Annotated in this window: 20 protein-coding genes; 4 read left to right on the top strand and 16 right to left on the bottom strand. The window is 38.4% G+C overall.

Features of this window, described 5'->3' with window-relative positions; all coding sequences use genetic code 11:
• Positions 1-90 precede the first annotated feature (90 nt).
• Both lepB and ABES02_RS27170 read right to left on the bottom strand, forming a co-directional pair.
• Positions 91-645 carry a signal peptidase I gene (gene lepB / locus ABES02_RS27165; RefSeq protein WP_430140900.1) on the bottom strand — a complete coding sequence of 185 codons (555 nt, stop codon included), beginning with the start codon at positions 643-645 and terminating at the stop codon, positions 91-93.
• A complete protein-coding gene (locus ABES02_RS27170) occupies positions 635-1,303 on the bottom strand; it encodes a TVP38/TMEM64 family protein (RefSeq protein WP_430140901.1) in 669 nt (222 codons plus the stop codon). Before ABES02_RS27170 ends, lepB begins: the two co-directional genes overlap by 11 nt.
• Before the next feature lie 539 nt (positions 1,304-1,842).
• Here ABES02_RS27170 and ABES02_RS27175 point away from each other — a divergent pair.
• Entirely contained in the window at positions 1,843-2,208 is a 366-nt protein-coding gene (locus ABES02_RS27175) for a hypothetical protein (RefSeq protein WP_430140902.1), read from the top strand.
• An 18-nt stretch (positions 2,209-2,226) separates the two neighbouring features.
• Here the strand turns inward: ABES02_RS27175 and ABES02_RS27180 are convergent, their stop codons facing one another.
• Complete coding sequence (locus ABES02_RS27180; protein ID WP_430140903.1) at positions 2,227-2,799, bottom strand: competence protein ComK; 573 nt, start codon at positions 2,797-2,799, stop codon at positions 2,227-2,229.
• A 198-nt stretch (positions 2,800-2,997) separates the two neighbouring features.
• Here ABES02_RS27180 and ABES02_RS27185 point away from each other — a divergent pair, with 198 nt between their 5' ends.
• A complete protein-coding gene (locus tag ABES02_RS27185) occupies positions 2,998-3,231 on the top strand; it encodes an IDEAL domain-containing protein (protein WP_430140904.1) in 234 nt (77 codons plus the stop codon).
• Between the two features lie 70 nt (positions 3,232-3,301).
• Here ABES02_RS27185 and ABES02_RS27190 read toward each other — a convergent pair whose 3' ends face one another.
• The 11 genes from ABES02_RS27190 to hemE all read right to left on the bottom strand — a co-directional run bounded on the left by ABES02_RS27190 (position 3,302) and on the right by hemE (position 14,084).
• Positions 3,302-3,541, bottom strand: coding sequence for a hypothetical protein (locus ABES02_RS27190; protein WP_430140905.1), 240 nt, complete (start codon positions 3,539-3,541; stop codon positions 3,302-3,304).
• 139 nt (positions 3,542-3,680) lie between these two features.
• Complete coding sequence (locus ABES02_RS27195) at positions 3,681-4,952, bottom strand: M48 family metallopeptidase (RefSeq protein ID WP_430140907.1); 1,272 nt, start codon at positions 4,950-4,952, stop codon at positions 3,681-3,683.
• A gap of 98 nt (positions 4,953-5,050) precedes the next feature.
• Positions 5,051-5,359, bottom strand: a complete 309-nt coding sequence (locus tag ABES02_RS27200) for an AzlD domain-containing protein (protein ID WP_430140909.1) — start codon at positions 5,357-5,359, stop codon at positions 5,051-5,053.
• The gene (locus tag ABES02_RS27205) at positions 5,349-6,080 is read right to left on the bottom strand and encodes an AzlC family ABC transporter permease (RefSeq protein ID WP_430140911.1); all 732 of its coding nucleotides are present in this window, start codon (positions 6,078-6,080) and stop codon (positions 5,349-5,351) included. Before ABES02_RS27205 ends, ABES02_RS27200 begins: the two co-directional genes overlap by 11 nt.
• A gap of 89 nt (positions 6,081-6,169) precedes the next feature.
• Positions 6,170-6,946, bottom strand: a complete 777-nt coding sequence (locus ABES02_RS27210; RefSeq protein ID WP_430140912.1) for an enoyl-CoA hydratase-related protein — start codon at positions 6,944-6,946, stop codon at positions 6,170-6,172.
• 79 nt (positions 6,947-7,025) lie between these two features.
• The gene (locus tag ABES02_RS27215; protein WP_430140913.1) at positions 7,026-8,588 is read right to left on the bottom strand and encodes a fatty acid--CoA ligase family protein; all 1,563 of its coding nucleotides are present in this window, start codon (positions 8,586-8,588) and stop codon (positions 7,026-7,028) included.
• Positions 8,589-8,730: 142 nt separating this feature from the next.
• Positions 8,731-9,720, bottom strand: coding sequence for a lipoate--protein ligase (locus tag ABES02_RS27220; RefSeq protein WP_430140914.1), 990 nt, complete (start codon positions 9,718-9,720; stop codon positions 8,731-8,733).
• Positions 9,721-9,736: 16 nt separating this feature from the next.
• A complete protein-coding gene (locus ABES02_RS27225; protein WP_430140915.1) occupies positions 9,737-10,471 on the bottom strand; it encodes an MBL fold metallo-hydrolase in 735 nt (244 codons plus the stop codon).
• A 52-nt stretch (positions 10,472-10,523) separates the two neighbouring features.
• Positions 10,524-11,966 carry a protoporphyrinogen oxidase gene (gene hemY / locus ABES02_RS27230; RefSeq protein WP_430140916.1) on the bottom strand — a complete coding sequence of 481 codons (1,443 nt, stop codon included), beginning with the start codon at positions 11,964-11,966 and terminating at the stop codon, positions 10,524-10,526.
• Between the two features lie 37 nt (positions 11,967-12,003).
• Positions 12,004-12,936, bottom strand: coding sequence for a ferrochelatase (gene hemH, locus ABES02_RS27235; protein WP_430140917.1), 933 nt, complete (start codon positions 12,934-12,936; stop codon positions 12,004-12,006).
• Positions 12,937-13,037: 101 nt separating this feature from the next.
• Positions 13,038-14,084, bottom strand: a complete 1,047-nt coding sequence (gene hemE / locus ABES02_RS27240; protein ID WP_430140918.1) for a uroporphyrinogen decarboxylase — start codon at positions 14,082-14,084, stop codon at positions 13,038-13,040.
• A gap of 286 nt (positions 14,085-14,370) precedes the next feature.
• On the opposite strand from hemE, the gene ABES02_RS27245 reads away from it, so the two are divergent.
• Positions 14,371-15,768, top strand: a complete 1,398-nt coding sequence (locus ABES02_RS27245) for a hypothetical protein (RefSeq protein ID WP_430140919.1) — start codon at positions 14,371-14,373, stop codon at positions 15,766-15,768.
• A 36-nt stretch (positions 15,769-15,804) separates the two neighbouring features.
• On the opposite strand, the gene ABES02_RS27250 is transcribed toward ABES02_RS27245, so the two are convergent.
• Positions 15,805-16,440 (bottom strand): phosphatase PAP2 family protein, encoded by a 636-nt coding sequence (locus ABES02_RS27250; protein WP_430140920.1) that lies wholly within the window; start codon positions 16,438-16,440, stop codon positions 15,805-15,807.
• Between the two features lie 137 nt (positions 16,441-16,577).
• Between ABES02_RS27250 and ABES02_RS27255 the strand changes: the two genes are divergently transcribed.
• The gene (locus tag ABES02_RS27255; protein WP_430140921.1) at positions 16,578-17,756 is read left to right on the top strand and encodes a M20 family metallopeptidase; all 1,179 of its coding nucleotides are present in this window, start codon (positions 16,578-16,580) and stop codon (positions 17,754-17,756) included.
• A 24-nt stretch (positions 17,757-17,780) separates the two neighbouring features.
• On the opposite strand, the gene ABES02_RS27260 is transcribed toward ABES02_RS27255, so the two are convergent.
• Complete coding sequence (locus tag ABES02_RS27260; RefSeq protein ID WP_430140922.1) at positions 17,781-18,503, bottom strand: EcsC family protein; 723 nt, start codon at positions 18,501-18,503, stop codon at positions 17,781-17,783.
• Between the last annotated feature and the right edge of the window lie 33 nt (positions 18,504-18,536).

An 18,536-nucleotide genomic window follows, 5' to 3' on the forward strand; every position in this document is an offset into this window, starting at 1 on the left:
AAATGAGTACAAACGTTTGGATGACAAAAGACAGATTTACTCCAAAAATGGCAAAAAAAAAACACGATTAAAATCGTGTCCTACTTATTTTTAAAAATGCACGTCCATTTCGTTTAATGGCCAATAGCGTAAGTCTACTTTGCCGACAACTTGGTTTGCAGAAATAAAACCAAAATGACGACCGTCCCAGCTGCCTAGTCGATTATCACCAAGGACAAATAATTTCCCATTGGGTACGGTTTCCGCACCGGTAATTTCTTTCAAACTGAAATCCCCAGTTATTTTAACACCTGGTGACTTTTGTTTATAAATATTTAAAAATGGCTCTTCAAACTTATGACCGTTAACGTAAAGCGTATCATTACGATATTCAATTTTATCTCCTGGCAATCCGATAATTCGTTTCACGAAATCTTCTTTCTCATTGAAGTGAAAAACAATAACATCAAATCGATGTAATTCCCCAACCTGATACCCAAGTTTATTCACGACCAGCTTATTGCCATCCTGAAGGGTTGGCATCATTGATTCTCCTTCTACTACATAATTCGAAAAGAAAAATGTTCGAATAAAAGCAAAAATGATGATTCCAATGGCAAATGCCTTCACCCATTCCATTCCTTCTTGTTTCCATTCAATCTTCACCGACACTCCTCCTCCGTTTCTCCTGTTCTTTCATTCTATCTATTTCTCCAGTATGGGCATTTTCTAATGGTTTATTCAATCTTACTTCGATTCTTTTACCAACATACCATAGGATGAAAATAACTATTAATACAATAGCCGTTCGATACGGCTGTGTAACCAAAGAATGAATGTCATAACCGACAAAGCTAAGTGTAAAAATCATCACCAGTTTTCCTATGCACACTGCCAGCATGTATTGGGCAAAACTGATTTTCGAAAGTCCGGCGACAATGTTTACGACCGCAGAAGGTGTAAAAGGGAAACAAAGTAATACGAAGAGAGGACCAAAACCGTGCCTATCTACCCAGTCCATCAATTTCCGCACCTTTGGGTGATTAGGCAAAAAGGCTAAAAGCTTTCTTTGTCCATATCTTCGTATTAGTAAAAATACCAAGAGCGCTCCAATGCAAGCCCCAAGCCAAGAAAATAAAAAACCGAACCAAAGTCCAAAGGCACTGGCATTGGCCATTACAAACAAAAATAAAGGGAGAAATGGCAAAAAGGCTTCAAGTACTATAAGTAATATGCCAGGTAAAGGGCCTAGTGCTCGATATTCCTGGATGAGATTCATCATATTTTCAAGGGTAAACCATGCTCTAATCGTTTCAAAATCCATCCGCCTTCTCCTTCTATCATCATTCCTTTATTTTAGACCATGTCCAAGGGATTATTTTGTAATAAATTGGTGAAGAGCTTCTTTATTTTTTTTCGGTATCATTATCTAAAACCGCTCCTTCTCCTTCTATCCGCGGTTCAGTAAAGCTATTTTCGACAGGAATCCGAAGCGTTTCAATATTTCCTCTTTTATCGGAAAAGAAATCTTTTCCCATAAAAATCATGTCTGATGTTTTCATATTTCTTTTTTTAATGTTTATCTGACCTCACTGTTATCACCTATCTCGTCCATGTATTTTCTCTTCATCACTTTCATTGACTGTATTTTCTTTTTCAAAGTTTCTTCTTTAATTCATTTTCCCCTATCAGATATCCTTCTATTAATAAAAACTTTCTCATGAAAACTTAAAAATTTGCAATAAAAAAGCTCGCTTATAAGCGAGTTTTTCAAAAAAGAATGCAGTATTGCTTTTAGTATTTCTTTTATGTAAAATTAAATAAGAACATTTGTTCGTTAAAGATTGAAAGGTGTGGTTACAAATGACTAGGATTCCAGAGAGTGACCGCGACATCATGGAAAAAGCCATCTATTTACCAATGGTTTTAATCATCTTAAACCGAGACTTAGCTGTCGTGGAAAAAAGCCCATTTAAATTGAAAAAGCCTTATTTAGAATTAATTGAAGAGACAATGAAGGATATCCAGAGGGAACTCGCAGAGGTGAAACAATATATGAAAAAGAATAAACTTCAGGTCATTGAGACTAATCGGGACGATGCCTTTACAATGTTTATGTTTATTTATAAGGGATATGAAGAAAACCATAATTACTTTAATCCAAGGATTCGCAATAAGGTTCAAGAATTAATGGAATTCTATTTATTAAAGAGGCACCTGTCCCATTAGAAGTTAACATTGGCAGTCTTACTCCTCATCCTTTAAACATTCACCAGCATATTCGTAAGGACTTTCTGAGGCTTTTAAATTCTTGGGACCTTGGGTTAAGTAAAATAACTTTCTTCCCTTAATTTCAATTCTTTGTAAAAGAGTTGTTTTTAAGAAGGCGGTTCTTAACATTTGCGTTTCTATTGTAGAGTAGGATACTGGAAAAAGATATGATTGGTTATTATGAAAAGTAATCAGCGATTGGTTTGCCCCTGATCGACGGTGTTTCTTAAAATGCTCTTGTGAGATCCAAATACATTCAGGGCTGCTCGGTGAGGTAGTAGGGAAAAAGAAAATGTGATTGGTTGGCTCAATGACAATTGGATTTTTTCGATTATAACCAGTTAATTGCCGTGTTCCTCTTTTTCTGCTTTCATAATCGACTCCAAAATAATCACAACTATTTTTTATTATATCCAATGGTTTAAACGGAGCAAGAAAATGGTCTTCGACTTCAAAAACTTGGGAATAAACTTTACTTCCATAAATCACTGGCCTTAGAAACATCGTACTTGCATTTATTTCATAATCTTCAATCTGATGTTCTTTCAATCCATTCAACTCCTTTTTATACTCCTAATTCCAACATATCTTACCACTGTTATTTTCTTTATTCCTCAACTTTTCCGAATTGTTATTAAATATTCACAATTCACGTGTCAAGTGAAAATTTTTCTGAAAATTAAAATAATTTTATGATATTATTCAGAAATCACCATATAATAAAAAAAAGCATCAGAGGTGATTTTCATGAGTGAAAAATCATACACGGAATTAATGAAACTTGGTGCCATGAAACGGAATCGGAAGGAAAATTTCGTCCAGGATCTATACATCGATATGCTCTTATCAGAAATCCAGCTCACAGTTGAAAAGGAAAAATTATTACGGAAAATCGACTTGGCCATTGATCATCGCGACAAAAAATCGTTTATCCATTTATCCGGTCAGCTTAAAGAAATTAATAAACGATTTGGAACCTAATTATTAAGTAAAAAAAGTGCCAGCCTATCATTTATTATGAGAAGCTGGCACTTTTTTGATTTTTTAACAATTAAGAAGTCCGTACAAATATGGAAATACCAAAATCTCCAAATCTTTCTTGGAATTCTCTCGTAAAGCCATTTCTTAAAAGGCATCTTTGCGCACGAGAGAAACGATCATTTTGTTCTAAACGATCAGCACATGGATTTGCACTGCCGATAACTGCTGCTTGTACAATTCTGCGAGGAGCATTTCGGTCATCTGAATTTCTTCTCCAAATAATGACCACAATGTCTGGTTGATTATTCAAAATAGCACATCCCTTCATTCAGTTTATATATTAGATGAAAGAAGGTTAGTGCTTGTCTAGTAAAAATATCTATTTAAACGCCTAATTTAAAACAAATAGGCTGAGTGACGAAGATATTTGTCATCAGCCTAAATATACGCTACTTCTGTTGAAACTTTATTTCATATTCTTCAAGCATTGAAATCCGGTCAAGCATTGAAGGATGGGTATACCTAAAAATTTTCACCAAAAACGGCGGCTTCACTTGACTTAAACCAGAGCGGGTCAATTCCTGAAAAGAGGTAATAGCTGCTTCTGGATTTTTAGTCATTTCAATCGCGTATTTGTCCGCCCTTGTTTCCTCATAACGCGAAGCAAGATTAGTTAGTGGGCTTGCAGCAAACAACAGCACCGAAATGATCAAAAAGAATAATGGTAGTGACCTTAAATCTCGAACATCTGAAATTTTCAATTCCTTTCCCCAGCGCCTTACAACAAAGTGCATTAACCTATTAGTCAAATACAATCCCAGTAGTGATAGTAAAAGGTAACCGGCAATCCCCCAGTAAATATGCTTTTCAACATAATGACACATTTCATGAGCCATGATAAATAATATTTGGTCATCCGTAAGTTTATTTAGGGTAGTATCCCAAAGGACAATCCGGGCATTAGAACCAATCCCAGTGACATAAGCATTTAAAGAGTTGGTTTTATCCGCCATATTCACTTCAAAAACATGTTGTGCTGGGATCTGGGCCTTATTAGCAAGGTCCAATATTTTCGTTTCCAATTCTTTATTTTTTAACGGATAAAAATCATTGTAAAGTGGGTCAATGACCACTGGTTGCAGAAACATCATAAATAATGTAAACGGGATAGATAAAAGCCAACCATAAAGCCACCAGCGTTTTTTGCTTTTTTTCATCAACCAGTATAGCACTGGCACAATTATTAACCATGTCCCGTAATTAAGCCAAAAATCAATTAACTCATCCTTCATCCAAGATGGAAAAGTTTGCGTAGAAATATGATAGGTTTTGGATAAAGCATAACTAATATAGTTCAATGGTAAAGTCGCAACAAAGGCAAAAAAAGATAACCATATTAGATAAATTGCCGTTTGCAGTATTTTGTACTTTGCCGAGCTTTCTGCCCATCGCTTGAAGGCTCTAGAAAAGCCGAATAATAATATCAGAAAATAAAATAACCATTCAAACGGTGTTGACAAGAAAAATAATAAATTTCTTATTTTCGAATACTCTTCGCTCAGCATAAGCTCCCTGCCATTTAAAAAAGTAGCTGGATCGGCTTTAGTTCCTTGATATTCAAATGGCAGTTTCGGCTCGGCAAAATGGAATAAATACCAATAAAAAAACAACCCATATAAGACATAGGCCAAAACCGCATAGAACCCCATTTTTCTGACCATGTGTTTGTCCTCCTTTGTGTACAACCTCTCTATACATAGTTTAGTAAAAAAACGTTGATTTAGAACTGGGCATTAAAAAAAGCCAGCTAATAACTGACTTACAAAAGATAAGAATATAGGGCAAGAACTACTATAGAGCCAAGAACGACAACAATAACATTAGCACCTAAAAATGCAGCGACGAACGCGGCTGCAGCTCCAAGTACTCCATACCAAATATCATCTTTTTGAATGAAAATAATCGCAGGAAAAATTAATGCACCAAGTGTTGCGTACGGGACGTTTTTTAATACCCCTTGAAAAAACGACGGAAGTTCTTTCCCTTTAAAGAGAACAAAAGGCAGCATGCGGGGAATATAGGTGACCAAGCCCATTCCAATAATCATCCAAATGATATCACTCCTCATGTCCAGCACCTCTAAATTTAGTTTTGATTACTTCTGCTGTTTCAATAATAACGGCGGACAATAGGGTTGCTGTCACAATGGCCCACCCTTGTGCCATGATATGGCCAATAGTAAAGATGGAATTAAAAATGGCTCCAAGTGCCGCGAGGAAAATAACTTTAACGTTATTTTTCATCGATGGAACTAACAGTCCAATAAACATCGCATATAAAGCGACAGCCATACTTTCTTGTAAGGTTTGCGGCAGGTTTGCTCCAATCAAATGACCCACACCTGAAAAAACCACCCAGCTGGAATAGGATACCGAAATAACCCCAAACAGGTATCCTGTTGAAACAGTTCCCTCTTTTGTAGCAACAACAGAAAAGGTTTCATCTGTTATACCGAAAGAATAGATAAGCTTGTTAATTATATGGTCATCTTCACATTTTCCATTTAAGGATGTACTCATAAGAAAATGACGAATATTTACGATGAAAGTTGTTAAGATAATCTCAAAAATCCCTGTTCCGTAGGCGATTAAGCTTAATGATATATATTGCGATGCACCGGCAAACACAATCAGGCTCATTAAAACTGTCTCATAAATCGATAGCCCCGATGTTTTTGCAAGGAGACCAAAAGTCAGAGCAATCGGAAAATAGCCAATTCCGATGCTAATTCCAGCCTGCAGCCCTTTTTTAAATTCTGATGATTCTTTTCCCAATGCTAAATCCTCCAACTTTATTCCCCCCTTGTCCAATCATTCAAAAATAAATTTTAGCAAATTTTTAGAAATTAATAAATAAAAAAACACGGCAGAAGCCATGTTTATTTGCCTTTATATACAGGTTTTCTTTTTTCAGCAAATGCCTGCAGTGCTTCTAGCCGATCTTCTGTAGGAAGTGTCACTTCATATGCCTTCCGTTCAATTTGAAGGCCCGTACTTAAATCGGTATTCATGCCATTTTTTATCGCAAATTTTGCTTGCTGTAAGGCAACAGGCCCATTAGCAAGCATCCCTGAACAGAGAGTGATACACTCAAGCAACAAGTCCTTGCGGTCGACAACCTTTGTTAACATTCCATATGTATAAGCCTCATCCGCAGTTAATCGTCGAGCAGTTAAAATAAGCTCCAGCGCCTTTGCTTGGCCGATTAACCGTGGAAGACGCTGTGTTCCACCCGCACCTGGGATAATCGCAAGACTCGTCTCGGTTAGACCCATTAACGCTTCCTTAGCTGCAAAACGGAAATCACAGGCTAAAGCAAGCTCCATTCCGCCGCCAAAAGCAAAACCGTTAATCGCAGCAATAGTCGGCTGAGGCAGTTGATCGATGGCATTAAACACTTCATTTATTTTGTAGAGATTTCGCTTCACCTGTTCATCGGTAAGGTTTTTTCGCTCCCTTAAATCAGCCCCCACGCTAAATGACTTTTCCCCAGCACCAATAAAAATAACAGCCCGAATTTCTGGATGTACACGAATTTCTTCGACTTTGGTTTGCAGTTCAAGCAATGTTTCATAATTAAAAGCATTTAGTGATTCTGCCCGATTAATCGTAACAACAGCAACGTGGTTCTCTACCCCTACTAATATTTGCTCCATTATTTCCACCCCTTCTTCATCCTCTTTAACAATTCGAAAAAGGCAAGCTAAAAGCCTGCCTTCTTATTAAAAAAATATATTATTTAGCCGCCATTTCCGTTAATTGAGTTTTAAGGGCTCGTCTTAGAATTTTTCCAGTTGTATTCTTTGGAAGTTCTTCTAAAAATTCTATTGATGAAGGTACTTTATATTTAGCTAGATGGTCATTACAGTATTCCAGTAATTGTTCTGCTGTAAGTTCTGAATTCTTACTGACAACAAAGGCTTTTACTGTCTCACCACGATTTGGATCTGGAACGCCAATAACTGCCACTTCTACCACATCATTATGATTGTAAATTACTTCTTCCACCTCACGTGGATAAACATTATAACCACCCACGATAATTAAATCCTTTTTCCGATCGACAATATAAAAATATCCTTCCTCATCCATTCTGGCCATATCACCGGTATAAAGCCATCCATCTCGAATGGTGGCCGCTGATTCCTCAGGCATTTTATAATAGCCCTTCATCACATTTGGCCCACGAACGATTAACTCACCAGTCTCACCAACTGATACTTCTTCACCAAGCTCGTTAACCACTTTATTTTCCACGTTAAGGATGGACGTTCCAATCGAACCTGGCTTACGTGGACGATCAAGCGGGTTAAAACAGGTCACCGGTGAGGCCTCAGATAAACCATATCCTTCAGAAATACGCACATTAAACTTCTGTTCAAAATTCTTTAATAAGGCTACTGGAAGAGATGCCCCCCCAGAGTTACACAAACGTAATGATTTTAAGTCTTCCGGATTCCCTTCTGGGTATTGATATAAGAAATTAAACATCGTTGGAACACCGGCAAATATCGTAGCTTTATACTCTTTAGTAAGCTCGAAAATTTCCTTTGGACTGAATCTTGGAACTATCAATATTGTTGCCCCGCTCATTAATGGCGCATTTAGTGCAACAGTTAAGCAAAACACATGGAACATCGGCAAAGTCGCGATGACTCTGTCATCATTGTTCATCCTTAAGTACTCCCCAACATCCTTTGCATTACTATATAAATTCTTATGAGTAAGCATTGCACCTTTGGGTTTCCCAGTGGTTCCTGAGGTGTAAAGAATAATGGCCGTATCATCGTCTTTAAGCTCAGGGCCTTGAAAGCTTAAATCGCCTGATGCCACTACATCTGTAAACGATTTCATTTTTGAGAACAAAGTGAAGTTTCCCCATTCAGACTGATTCATACTGTTGGGCTTTGTTTCGCAAAAAACGTAATGCTCAATTTTAGGTAGATAGGTATGCATCTTTTCAGCTAATGGTATTGCTAAATCAAGAGCGATCACGGCTTTAACATCCCCATTATAAAGAATATATCCAATTTCATCCGCCGTATAAATTGGGTTGACAGGAATGACAGTTGCCCCTAGTCTTAGTGCCCCATATAAGGTAATAACGAATTGTGGAGAGTTGCCCAATAATAATGCAATATGATCCCCTTGTTTTACCCCTAATTTCTCCAGACCTGACGCAAACTTCGTAATCTCACCATCCAATTCGGCGTACGTGCTAGACTGCCCCATAAAGTAATATGCTAGTTTGTTGGCATTGGCCTTCGCTGAAAGATGTAGCTGTGATGATAAATTCATTATTCTCCCCCTTTATTGAATGAGCTCTCATTCATTTAATCGTAAAAATTTTCTAAATATATTATATTTAAAGAATTTTGCGTATTCAAGTATAATACTCAAAAAATATAAAAACGCGATGTTAAAAAACATCGCGTTTTTATTAATAAATCAAATTTATAAATTCTTCCTTTGAAATTTTGCCAAAATAGTACGAAGTATCGATATCAATGAGAGCCTTATCGATTTCACTTTTTTCATATTTAACATTTTTTAGCTTGTTTTCAATCTCACTAACATCACCAACACCAAAAAAGTCGCCATAGATTTTGCAATTCTCAATCAGTCCTTTATTGACTTCTAAGCGAACATCAATCGAACCAACCGGGAAGCGGTGTGAATGCTGCAGATTGAATTTTGGAGATTTCCCATAGTTCCAATCCCAATTCTGGTAACGCTCCTTGGAAAGTTGATGAATTTTTCCCCAATCTTCATCCGTAAGTTCATATTCGGGAATTTCTCCTGCACCTTCAAAAATATATTTAAGAATCAACGTACGAAATTCCTCAATACTAATTTTTTCAGTTAAAAACTCCGAAATATTAGCGACACGGCTGCGGACAGATTTAATTCCCTTTGATTCAATCTTATCTTTTTTCACCTTTAGAGCAGATACAACATGATCCATTTCTGAATCAAATAATAGTGTTCCATGACTAAACATTCTACCCTTGGTTGAAAATTGGGCATTTCCGGATATCTTCCTGCCTTCGACCTCAATATCATTCCTGCCGCTAAGTTCCGCATTTACACCTAATTTTTGCAAAGCTTTAATGACGGGTTCGGTAAATTTACGGAAATTATGAAAGCTCTCCCCATCATCCTTCGTTATAAAACTAAAATTCAAGTTTCCAAGATCATGGTACACAGCACCGCCGCCAGATAAACGGCGAACAACATGAATACCGCGACTCTCCACATATTCGGTATTAATTTCTTCAATGGTATTTTGATTCTTCCCAATAATGATGGATGGCTCATTTATGTAAAATAACAAGTACGTTTCATTGATATCAAGATTTTTCAGCGCATATTCTTCGATCGCTAGATTAATACGCGGATCAGTGATACCTTTATTATCAATAAATAACATAAAAACTAGGGCCCCCTTATAGTGAAATAATTTGAAATTCTTCGGCAAGCTTAATTATACCAGTAAATTCGCTCGATGCTTCACTCAATAAATCAGATAAATTTCCGTAATGCGGCAAGTGAGTAAGAATTAATTGTTTAACACCCGCATGGTTTGCAAACCTGCCCGCTTCAAGGCTATTCATATGACCGGCTGCCTTCCCACTCTGATTCCCATAGAAGTTACATTCACACAACAATACATCTGCACCCTGGCCAAATTCAATAAATTCTTCTTTAAAGGCACTGTCTGCTGTATAGATAATCACTTTCCCGCCTGCCTCAATTCTCATGGCGTAACACGGAACGGGATGATCTGTTTTTAAAAAGGTGATTTGGAATGGTCCAATTACAAGACTTTCTGCCGGATCATAAGCGATTCCTGTTGTTATATTTTTATATGTCAGCTTGGTAAATTCATATTGATCATAATGATGTCCGTAAATCGGAAGAGGTGGAAAATCTTTGCCTAAGAAGCCTTGAATTAATCTGGCGTGCTGCAGAACTCCAATATCTGCTGTATGGTCGGGATGGTAGTGAGAAATGATGACCGCATCAAGATTTTCAGGCTCTAAGACATTTTGCAATTTTGCAAGGACCCCGCTCCCACAATCGATTAATAATTGAAAACCATCGTGTTCAAGCAGATATCCTGAACTTGCCCCATTTTTCTTCGGATAGCCGCCCCAATAACCAATTATTGTTAGTTTCAATTCGACCTTCTCCTTCTCATTAAACTCATTATGCTAAAAAAGAAAGCTGTCCTCAATGAACAGCTTCCTTTGATTTGACATTAAGGTTTAAATAATCCAAGACAGCCTGTACTGCTGCTTCTCCTTGGTCGATACAATCTGGCACCCCAACACCGCCATATGATGCACCTGCCAAAAATACACCTGGTAATTCCGTTTTAACATGAGCGAGAATGGTTTCTAGGCGCTTTTTATGACCGACAGTGTATTGCGGCATTGAATTCTTCCAGCGAGAAACAATTGCGAAGTCTGGCTTCATCGTTATTTCCATCGTTTTATTTAAATCATCTAGGACAATCTTAATTATTTGGTCATCAGAAAGGTCAACAATGGTTTCATCACCGGCTCTGCCAACATAACAGCGGAGCAGTACCTTTCCTTCTGGAGACGAATGAGCCCATTTTTTATGGGTCCAAGTACAGGCAGTGATGGAATAGTCACTATTTCTCGAAACCACAAATCCTGTACCATCGATATCATGTTTAATAGCTTCTTTCGGGAAGGCCAAAGCAACCGTTGCTACCGATGTTGAAGGAACAGATTTGAATGGATCAAAAAAGCTATACCGCGAAAACATCATTTGCGTTACATGATGAGGGGTCGCAGCAATAATACTGTCCGCGAAAATCGTTTCCCCATTATTTAGATAGATTTCATAGTTAATGTCAGTTTTCGTGATTTTATCAACACGATGCCCTTTTAAAATTGAAGATGGGTCTAACTTAGCTTCTATAGCTTCAGCAAACGATTGTAAGCCACTTTTAAAGGTTAAGAAGGCCCCTTTTGCTTTTTCTTTCGTTACAGTTTGTTTTGGTTGAGCTGGAGTAGCTTTCTTCATACCAAGAATTAAGCTTCGGTATTTTTGCTCTACTTCATAGAATTGTGGAAAGGTCGACATTAAGCTTAATTGATCGATATCTCCCGCATAAATCCCGGATAATAAAGGCTCAATTAAATTCTCAACCACCTCATCACCAAGTCTTCTTCTAAAAAATTCTCCTAATGATTGGTCTTTCCCGCTTTCGGACCTTGGTAAAATAAAATCTGCCGCAGCTCGCAGTTTGCCGGGAATCGAAAATAGACCGGTTGTGATAAAAGGTCCAATTTCGGTCGGGATTCCCATTATGGAACCTCCTGGCATGGAATGAAGCTTTTCGTTCACAAGTACATAGGATTTTCCTGTGGAATTGTGAACTAATTGATCATCCATTCCAACCTCCTTTGCCAGCCTTACCATACTAGTCTTCCTTGCTAAAAAGGAATCTGGTCCTCTTTCGATTGTAAATCCATCCCTGACAACGGTTTGCATCTTGCCGCCGAGACGGTGGGATGCCTCTACAAGTTGAATTTCGATAGGAAGTTGAAGCTCCTTAGCAGCTTTTTGAAGATAAAATGCAGACGTAAGCCCCGAAATACCTCCACCGATTATGACAACCTTTTGTTTTTCTTCCGTCACCGACGTCACCTTCTTCTAAATTTTTCCTTTTAAAATTTTACCGAGCCAATTCTTTAAGGATGACGCTTGATAAGGCATCAATAAACTCTTCTTTGGAATTGGGCATTTCAGGGCGGTAATAGCTCACGCCTAAATCGTCGGTAACCGCTTTGCATTCGAAATCATTATCGTAAAGCACTTCTAAGTGATCACACACAAATCCAACAGGAGTATACACAAATGCTTTATAGTTATGGTCATGAAATAATTCTCTTGTTAAATCTTGGACATCTGGTCCTAACCATGGTTCCGGAGTATTTCCGGCACTTTGCCAGCCAATCACATAATTTTTAACGCCTGCACGTTCAGCAATTAAATCAGCTGTTTCTTGGAGCTGATTAGGATACGGGTCGCCAAATTGCAAAATTTTCTCTGGAAGACTGTGTGCCGAAACAATCAGCACGGCTTGGTCCTTTTCAGCCTCTGGCATGGTATCAAATACCTGTTTTACTTTATCGGCCCAGTAACCAATAAACTTCGGCTCTTGGTACCAGCTTTCAATCGTTTTAATTTTTAGATTACCCAATTTTGCTGCTTCCTCAATGGCCCGTCCATTATAGGACTTTACACTAAAGGTTGAGAAGTGTGGGGCAAGCACGATGCTTACCGCCTCTTCAATGCCATCTTCATGCATTTTCTTGACGGCATCTTCAATAAATGGATCAATATGCTTTAAGCCAAGATACATTTTAAATTCTATTTCATCTTGAATTTTATTTAGATGCCCTTCAAGCTTTTCCGCCTGTTCAAGCGTAATTTTCGCTAAAGGAGAAATGCCGCCAATTGCTTCATATCGATTGCGAAGTTCTTCAATCATTTCAGTTGTTGGCTTTCTGCCATGTCGTATATGGGTATAATATCTTTCTAAATCGTCTAGTTTATATGGGGTACCGTATGCCATTACGAGCAAACCCATTTTCTTTTTTGCCATGTTCGCACCTCATTTTTAAGTCTCTTCACTGTTAGAAGTTTCACTTTATTGTGCCAAAAAATTGGACTTCTTACCAATTTTAACTCTTGGCAAAGAAGTGGTTATCGACTTAATTTTGATGCAGAATACTCATGGATAAAGGATGTTAATTTTTTCAATGTTTCCGGATTAACTGATGGGAAAACACCATGGCCTAAATTAAAGATATATCCATCATGAGCCATTCCTTGGTCTAAAATAGCTTTTGCTCTTTCCTCAATTACTTCCCAAGGTGCTAATAGGATTGCAGGGTCAAGATTTCCTTGAACGGTTTTATGGATACCCATTTCTCTTGCCTGGTGAATTGGCAGACGCCAATCTAGACCAACAACATCAAGTGGAAGGTCATTCCATTCTAAGGCTAAATGACTCGCACCCACTCCGAACATAATTAATGGGACGTTTTCTTCTTTTAATGCCGAGAAAATTCTTTTCATGACCGGTTTAATGAAGTAACGGTAATCCTCCACATTTAATGCCCCAACCCATGAATCGAAAATCTGAATCGCTCTTGCCCCAGCACTTATTTGCGCCTTTACATATGTAATGATCATATCGCCGAGTTTATCCATCAACACAAACCAAGCTTTTGGCTCAGTGTACATGAAAGCTTTTGTTTTGTTATAGTTTTTCGATGGGCCGCCTTCAATCATATAGCTGGCAAGTGTAAATGGTGCTCCCGAAAAACCAATTAATGGAACCGATAATTGTTCCTGAGTCAATAACTTAATTGTATCCAAAACATAGGGTACGTCTTCCTCGGGAGTAATTTCACCCAGTTTTTCAACATCAGCTAACGAACGGATTGGATTATCAATGACTGGCCCAATCCCCCCCTTAATTTCTACATTCATTCCAATTGCCGGAAGCGGGGTCATGATATCTTTGTATAAAATCGCTGCATCAACGTTATATTGCTCAACAGGCAATCGTGTAACATATGCACATAGCTCTGGTTGATGTGTAATCTCGAATAAAGAATACTTCTCTTTTATTTCTCTATATTCAGGCTGTGAACGCCCTGCTTGCCGCATATACCATACTGGAACGTAGTCGGTTTTCTCTCCTCGTGCAGCTTTTAAAAATGTTTCATTAATCTGCCTTGTCATTAATAAAGTCCACCTTTCAAAGACATGTCTGTTTTCCATTTTAATATATAGTGCTTAAATTTAAAAACTTTCTTATTTATAGACTGTCTTCACTATAGCTATTAATCCTATTTATGTATAGATAATGATAATATCTGTCAAAAAAAAGTCGTTTTTTATGTTTGAAAAATTGTTTAAATTTACAAGAAATATTTTTTGACTCCCCTCACCACTTAGGGCATTTTTCATATTCTGTATTACATCCATCAGGGCACCTGCCCATGGATATTAGAAAGGAGGTATTCAAATGATTGTCGAGCTTACTGCTCTTCACTGGATATATGTTGTCTTTATTGCGCTAATTATCGGATTCATGGTAATGAGAAGGGACACAACCATTGTTTGTATTGTCGGGATTTTCTTAATCGCTATGACTGCCACAGGCAGTTTAAGTCACTCAATAAGTAGTATTTTCAATAGTTTTAGCTATGCAATTACAGAATTATTATCTACTATTCTTGTTATTTCGATCATTGTTGCGATGAGCAATACCTTAACCTCAACAGGTATTAATGCCGTCATGATTTCACCCTTTAGAAAGTTAATTAGAAATCCAACACTTGCTTTTTGGACCATTGGTATTTTAATGATGGTCATTTCTTGGTTCTTTTGGCCTTCACCTGCAGTAGCACTCATTGGGGCTGTCCTTCTGCCAGTGGCGTATGAAGCGGGGTTGCCAGCACTGGGCACCGCCATGGCAATGAACTTATTTGGTCATGGTATTGCTTTATCAGGGGATTTTGTTATTCAAGCCGCTCCAAAGCTGACATCTGATGCAGCCGGGATTCCAATCCAAGATGTCATTAATGCCAGTGTACCCTTAGTTTTCATTATGGGGATTGTAACAACCGTAAGTGCTTACTTCTTTTTAAGAAGGGATATGAAGCGTGGCGTGTTGAAAATAACAGATTCTGTTATTGCTGATACGAAGACAGAAGACACCAATCAGCCGTCACTTCTCTCTGTTGCCCAAAAACGATTCTTCGCCATCTTAGTCCCGTTGTTGTTTGCAGCTGATGTTGCCGCAATGACAATGCTAGATTTAACAGGCGGCGATGCAACTGCATTAATTGGCGGAACCTCCATTCTTATTCTATTGTTAATTACGTTAACAAGCCACAAGAACAAAGGGCTTGAAAAAACCACACAGTATTTAATCGAAGGTTTTACATTTGGGTTTAAAGTGTTTGGCCCTGTCATTCCAATTGCTGCTTTCTTCTATTTAGGTGATGCCGGTTTTGGAAAAATCATCGGCGATTTCTTACCGAAGGCTTCACAAGGAATTGTGAATGACTTAGGTGTTGCCCTTGCCAACATCGTTCCATTAAGCAAAGAGGTAGGAGCGGTTACATTGACAACAGTCGGGGCCATCACCGGATTGGACGGTTCAGGGTTCTCTGGAATTTCCCTGGCAGGTTCAGTTGCAGCCCTATTTGGAACAGCCATCGGTAAAGGCATTGCGACATTGACCGCACTTGGGCAGATTGCAGCGATTTGGGTAGGCGGCGGGGTGCTCGTACCTTGGGCGTTAATCCCAGCAGCAGCTATTTGTAAAGTTGATCCATTCGACTTAGCACGACGAAACCTTGTCCCAGTAGTTATTGGACTCGTTGTGACAACGATAGCAGCGATGTTTTTAATATAAAAATAGGAAGAGAGGCAGACATTTGTCGGCCTCTTCCTATTTTACCCGCTTTTTAAAATAATGATAGATTAATATCCAACAAAACACCCAAATATAACCTAACGCAAAGCCGCCCAAAACATCGGATGGATAGTGGACATGCAAAATGATTCTGGTTGCTCCTATTAATAATAATAAAATAGCAGCTACAATCCCAATAATCAATTTTATCGCTTTTGATTTCGTTTCTTCTATTAAAAGATAAGCAATTAAAAAATAAACGATCATCCCCACCATGGCATGGCCGCTTGGATAGCTGTAACTTTTAACATTCACAAGATGCTCAAGGTCCGGTCTAGGACGGTCAAAAAGATCCTTTAGAATCTTACTTGCTTCATTTCCTATTGCAACAGATAAGGCTAAAACGGCAGCCCCCAAATAGTTTCTTTTTTTTAGTAATAACCAAGCTAACGTAAGTAAGGCGACAGCTCCAATCCCTTTTTTATCCCCCATTTCCGTTACTTGAATAAAGAAGGGAATGGCTGAATCAGGTACATGAGCAGCCCAGCCTGCCACCACGTCATCCATCCAAAAAAGACTATGTAAACCAACTTTAATCGAGGTGTATAACGAGATTAACACAGCAATAATGATAAATATAAAAGAATAATTCCATTTTTGTTTAAAGTCCATACCTCTAAATCCTTTCGCCCTATGTAAATTACTTTTAAAAGTATAATGAAATTGAATTTAAAAATCTACAATTCAAGATAAAAATGTTAAAATAGTTTGAAAATACACCAATAAATCAGCCGATGGAGGGAGTACATATGTTAAATAAACTGTTTGCTAAATTAGAAGGATACTATGAAGAAATGGTCTCAATACGAAGGTATATGCACCAGCATCCTGAACTATCTTTTCAGGAATACGAAACCGCTAAATACATTCAAGCCTTCTATGAAAAGCTTAATATTGAAGTAACTGGAAATGTTGGCGGAAATGGAGTGGTTGCCAGAATATATGGGAAAAAGCCCGGAAAAACTGTGGCTTTACGTGCGGACTTCGATGCTCTTCCCATTCAAGATGAAAAGAATGTTCCATATAAATCATTAGTGCCTGGTGTGATGCATGCTTGTGGACATGATGGCCATACTGCCACTCTACTCGTCCTTGCAAAAGCATTAAATGAGCTAAAAGACGAACTTGAAGGAAACTATGTCTTCATCCACCAGCATGCGGAAGAATATGCCCCGGGTGGAGCGAAATCGATGATTGAAGATGGCTGCTTAGAGGGTGTCGATGTGATTTTCGGAACCCATTTATGGGCGGGAGAACCAACTGGAAAGATCCAGTATCGAACAGGCCCAATCATGGCAGCGGCAGATCGGTTTGAAATTGAAATCCAAGGAAAAGGCGGGCATGGAGCACAGCCCCATAAAACGAAAGATGCCATAGTTACTGCTTCACAGCTTGTGTTAAACTTACAGCAAATCGTCAGCCGCAAGGTCAATCCAGTAGAATCAGCTGTTGTGACTGTCGCCTCCTTTACGGCGCAAAATGCTTTTAATGTTATTGCTGATAAAGCAAAGCTAATTGGCACCGTCCGTACCTTTAATGAAGATATCCGCCAGTTTATTGAAGACGAAATGGACCGAATTATTCATGGTACATGTTATATGTCAGACTGCGGTTATGAATATAATTACGTTAGAGGCTATCCTGCGGTTGTAAATCACGCAAATGAGACTGAATTTTTAATTGGATGCGCAGAAAAAGTTCCTGAGGTAATGACTATTGAAGAAACAGAGCCGCAAATGGGCGGTGAGGATTTTGCGTATTATTTACAGGAGGTACCGGGAACATTCTTTTACACAGGAGCGAAACCGGTCAGCGATGATGCCGGATACCCGCATCACCATCCTAAATTTGATATTGATGAAAATGCTATGCTTATTGCCGCAAAAACGTTGGGAACTGCAGCAGTGAATATACACGGAAATAAATAAATGAAAAGAACCCCTGAACACTTTCTATAGTTCAGGGGCTTTTTGCAATATTCGTAGTCGGTAGGCATTCATCGCAGTTTCACCAAGATGCTTCAAAAGATTGTTGTTGGCATAGGCCCCAACAAAAGCACCAATCCCTGGCACAAGCTGAAACATTTTGGCGAGATCAATATAATCGCGATATTCCTGCTGAAATTTACGCCAATCCATTTCCACAAGGGCCTGCTTTCGGGTCTCCCAATTTTCAATTTCATATAAGGTTTTCTTGCGGATTTCATCACTTGAAAAAGCAAGCTGGAAAACATGGAGAATAAATAATCTTTCCTCATAATCCTTTGTATTAAATCCATAAACAGACGCTGTTTCAAACAGAAATTTCATTTTAATGGTAAGGAGTAAGGGAAAGTCAGCAAGCCCTAATAATATTCCTCCCGCCCCCGTTCCCGCTCCTTCTATTATGGCGGTTTTCTGATATGTTGATATTTTTTTTCGAGCCAATTCATCACGTTCGGCTAAAGACAGACCCCGTGCCTGGTCCTTATTGGTCGTGACCTGGGAACCGAATAAAGTAGCTTTAACCATGGCTTTTATACTCTCAGTCATGACCTCATGGACCTTCTCTGGAATAAACTCATTTATTTTCCCTTGTGCTTTTTTGGATAAACGATTCATCATTCCTGAACGTCTTGTTATTTTCCTTTTCCATTCTTCTACTTCTTCATATATTCCTAGTTCGTATTCATTCATATTTATGACCCACCCCTCCATAATAATTTATGC

It is taken from the genome of Neobacillus pocheonensis (assembly GCF_050477905.1).
GTDB lineage: Bacteria > Bacillota > Bacilli > Bacillales > Cytobacillaceae > Neobacillus > Neobacillus pocheonensis_A.

Excerpts from the sequence above, each read along its gene's own strand:
- ABES02_RS27255 (WP_430140921.1), top strand. The coding sequence starts at position 16,578 with ATGTTAAATAAACTGTTTGCTAAATTAGAAGGATACTATGAAGAAATG.
- ABES02_RS27250 (WP_430140920.1), bottom strand. The coding sequence starts at position 16,440 with ATGGACTTTAAACAAAAATGGAATTATTCTTTTATATTTATCATTATT.
- ABES02_RS27175 (WP_430140902.1), top strand. The coding sequence starts at position 1,843 with ATGACTAGGATTCCAGAGAGTGACCGCGACATCATGGAAAAAGCCATC.
- ABES02_RS27200 (WP_430140909.1), bottom strand. The coding sequence starts at position 5,359 with ATGAGGAGTGATATCATTTGGATGATTATTGGAATGGGCTTGGTCACC.
- ABES02_RS27245 (WP_430140919.1), top strand. The coding sequence starts at position 14,371 with ATGATTGTCGAGCTTACTGCTCTTCACTGGATATATGTTGTCTTTATT.
- ABES02_RS27185 (WP_430140904.1), top strand. The coding sequence starts at position 2,998 with ATGAGTGAAAAATCATACACGGAATTAATGAAACTTGGTGCCATGAAA.
- ABES02_RS27220 (WP_430140914.1), bottom strand. The coding sequence starts at position 9,720 with ATGTTATTTATTGATAATAAAGGTATCACTGATCCGCGTATTAATCTA.
- ABES02_RS27260 (WP_430140922.1), bottom strand. The coding sequence starts at position 18,503 with ATGAATGAATACGAACTAGGAATATATGAAGAAGTAGAAGAATGGAAA.
- ABES02_RS27215 (WP_430140913.1), bottom strand. The coding sequence starts at position 8,588 with ATGAATTTATCATCACAGCTACATCTTTCAGCGAAGGCCAATGCCAAC.
- hemE (WP_430140918.1), bottom strand. The coding sequence starts at position 14,084 with ATGACAAGGCAGATTAATGAAACATTTTTAAAAGCTGCACGAGGAGAG.
- hemH (WP_430140917.1), bottom strand. The coding sequence starts at position 12,936 with ATGGCAAAAAAGAAAATGGGTTTGCTCGTAATGGCATACGGTACCCCA.
- ABES02_RS27195 (WP_430140907.1), bottom strand. The coding sequence starts at position 4,952 with ATGGTCAGAAAAATGGGGTTCTATGCGGTTTTGGCCTATGTCTTATAT.
- ABES02_RS27170 (WP_430140901.1), bottom strand. The coding sequence starts at position 1,303 with ATGGATTTTGAAACGATTAGAGCATGGTTTACCCTTGAAAATATGATG.
- ABES02_RS27210 (WP_430140912.1), bottom strand. The coding sequence starts at position 6,946 with ATGGAGCAAATATTAGTAGGGGTAGAGAACCACGTTGCTGTTGTTACG.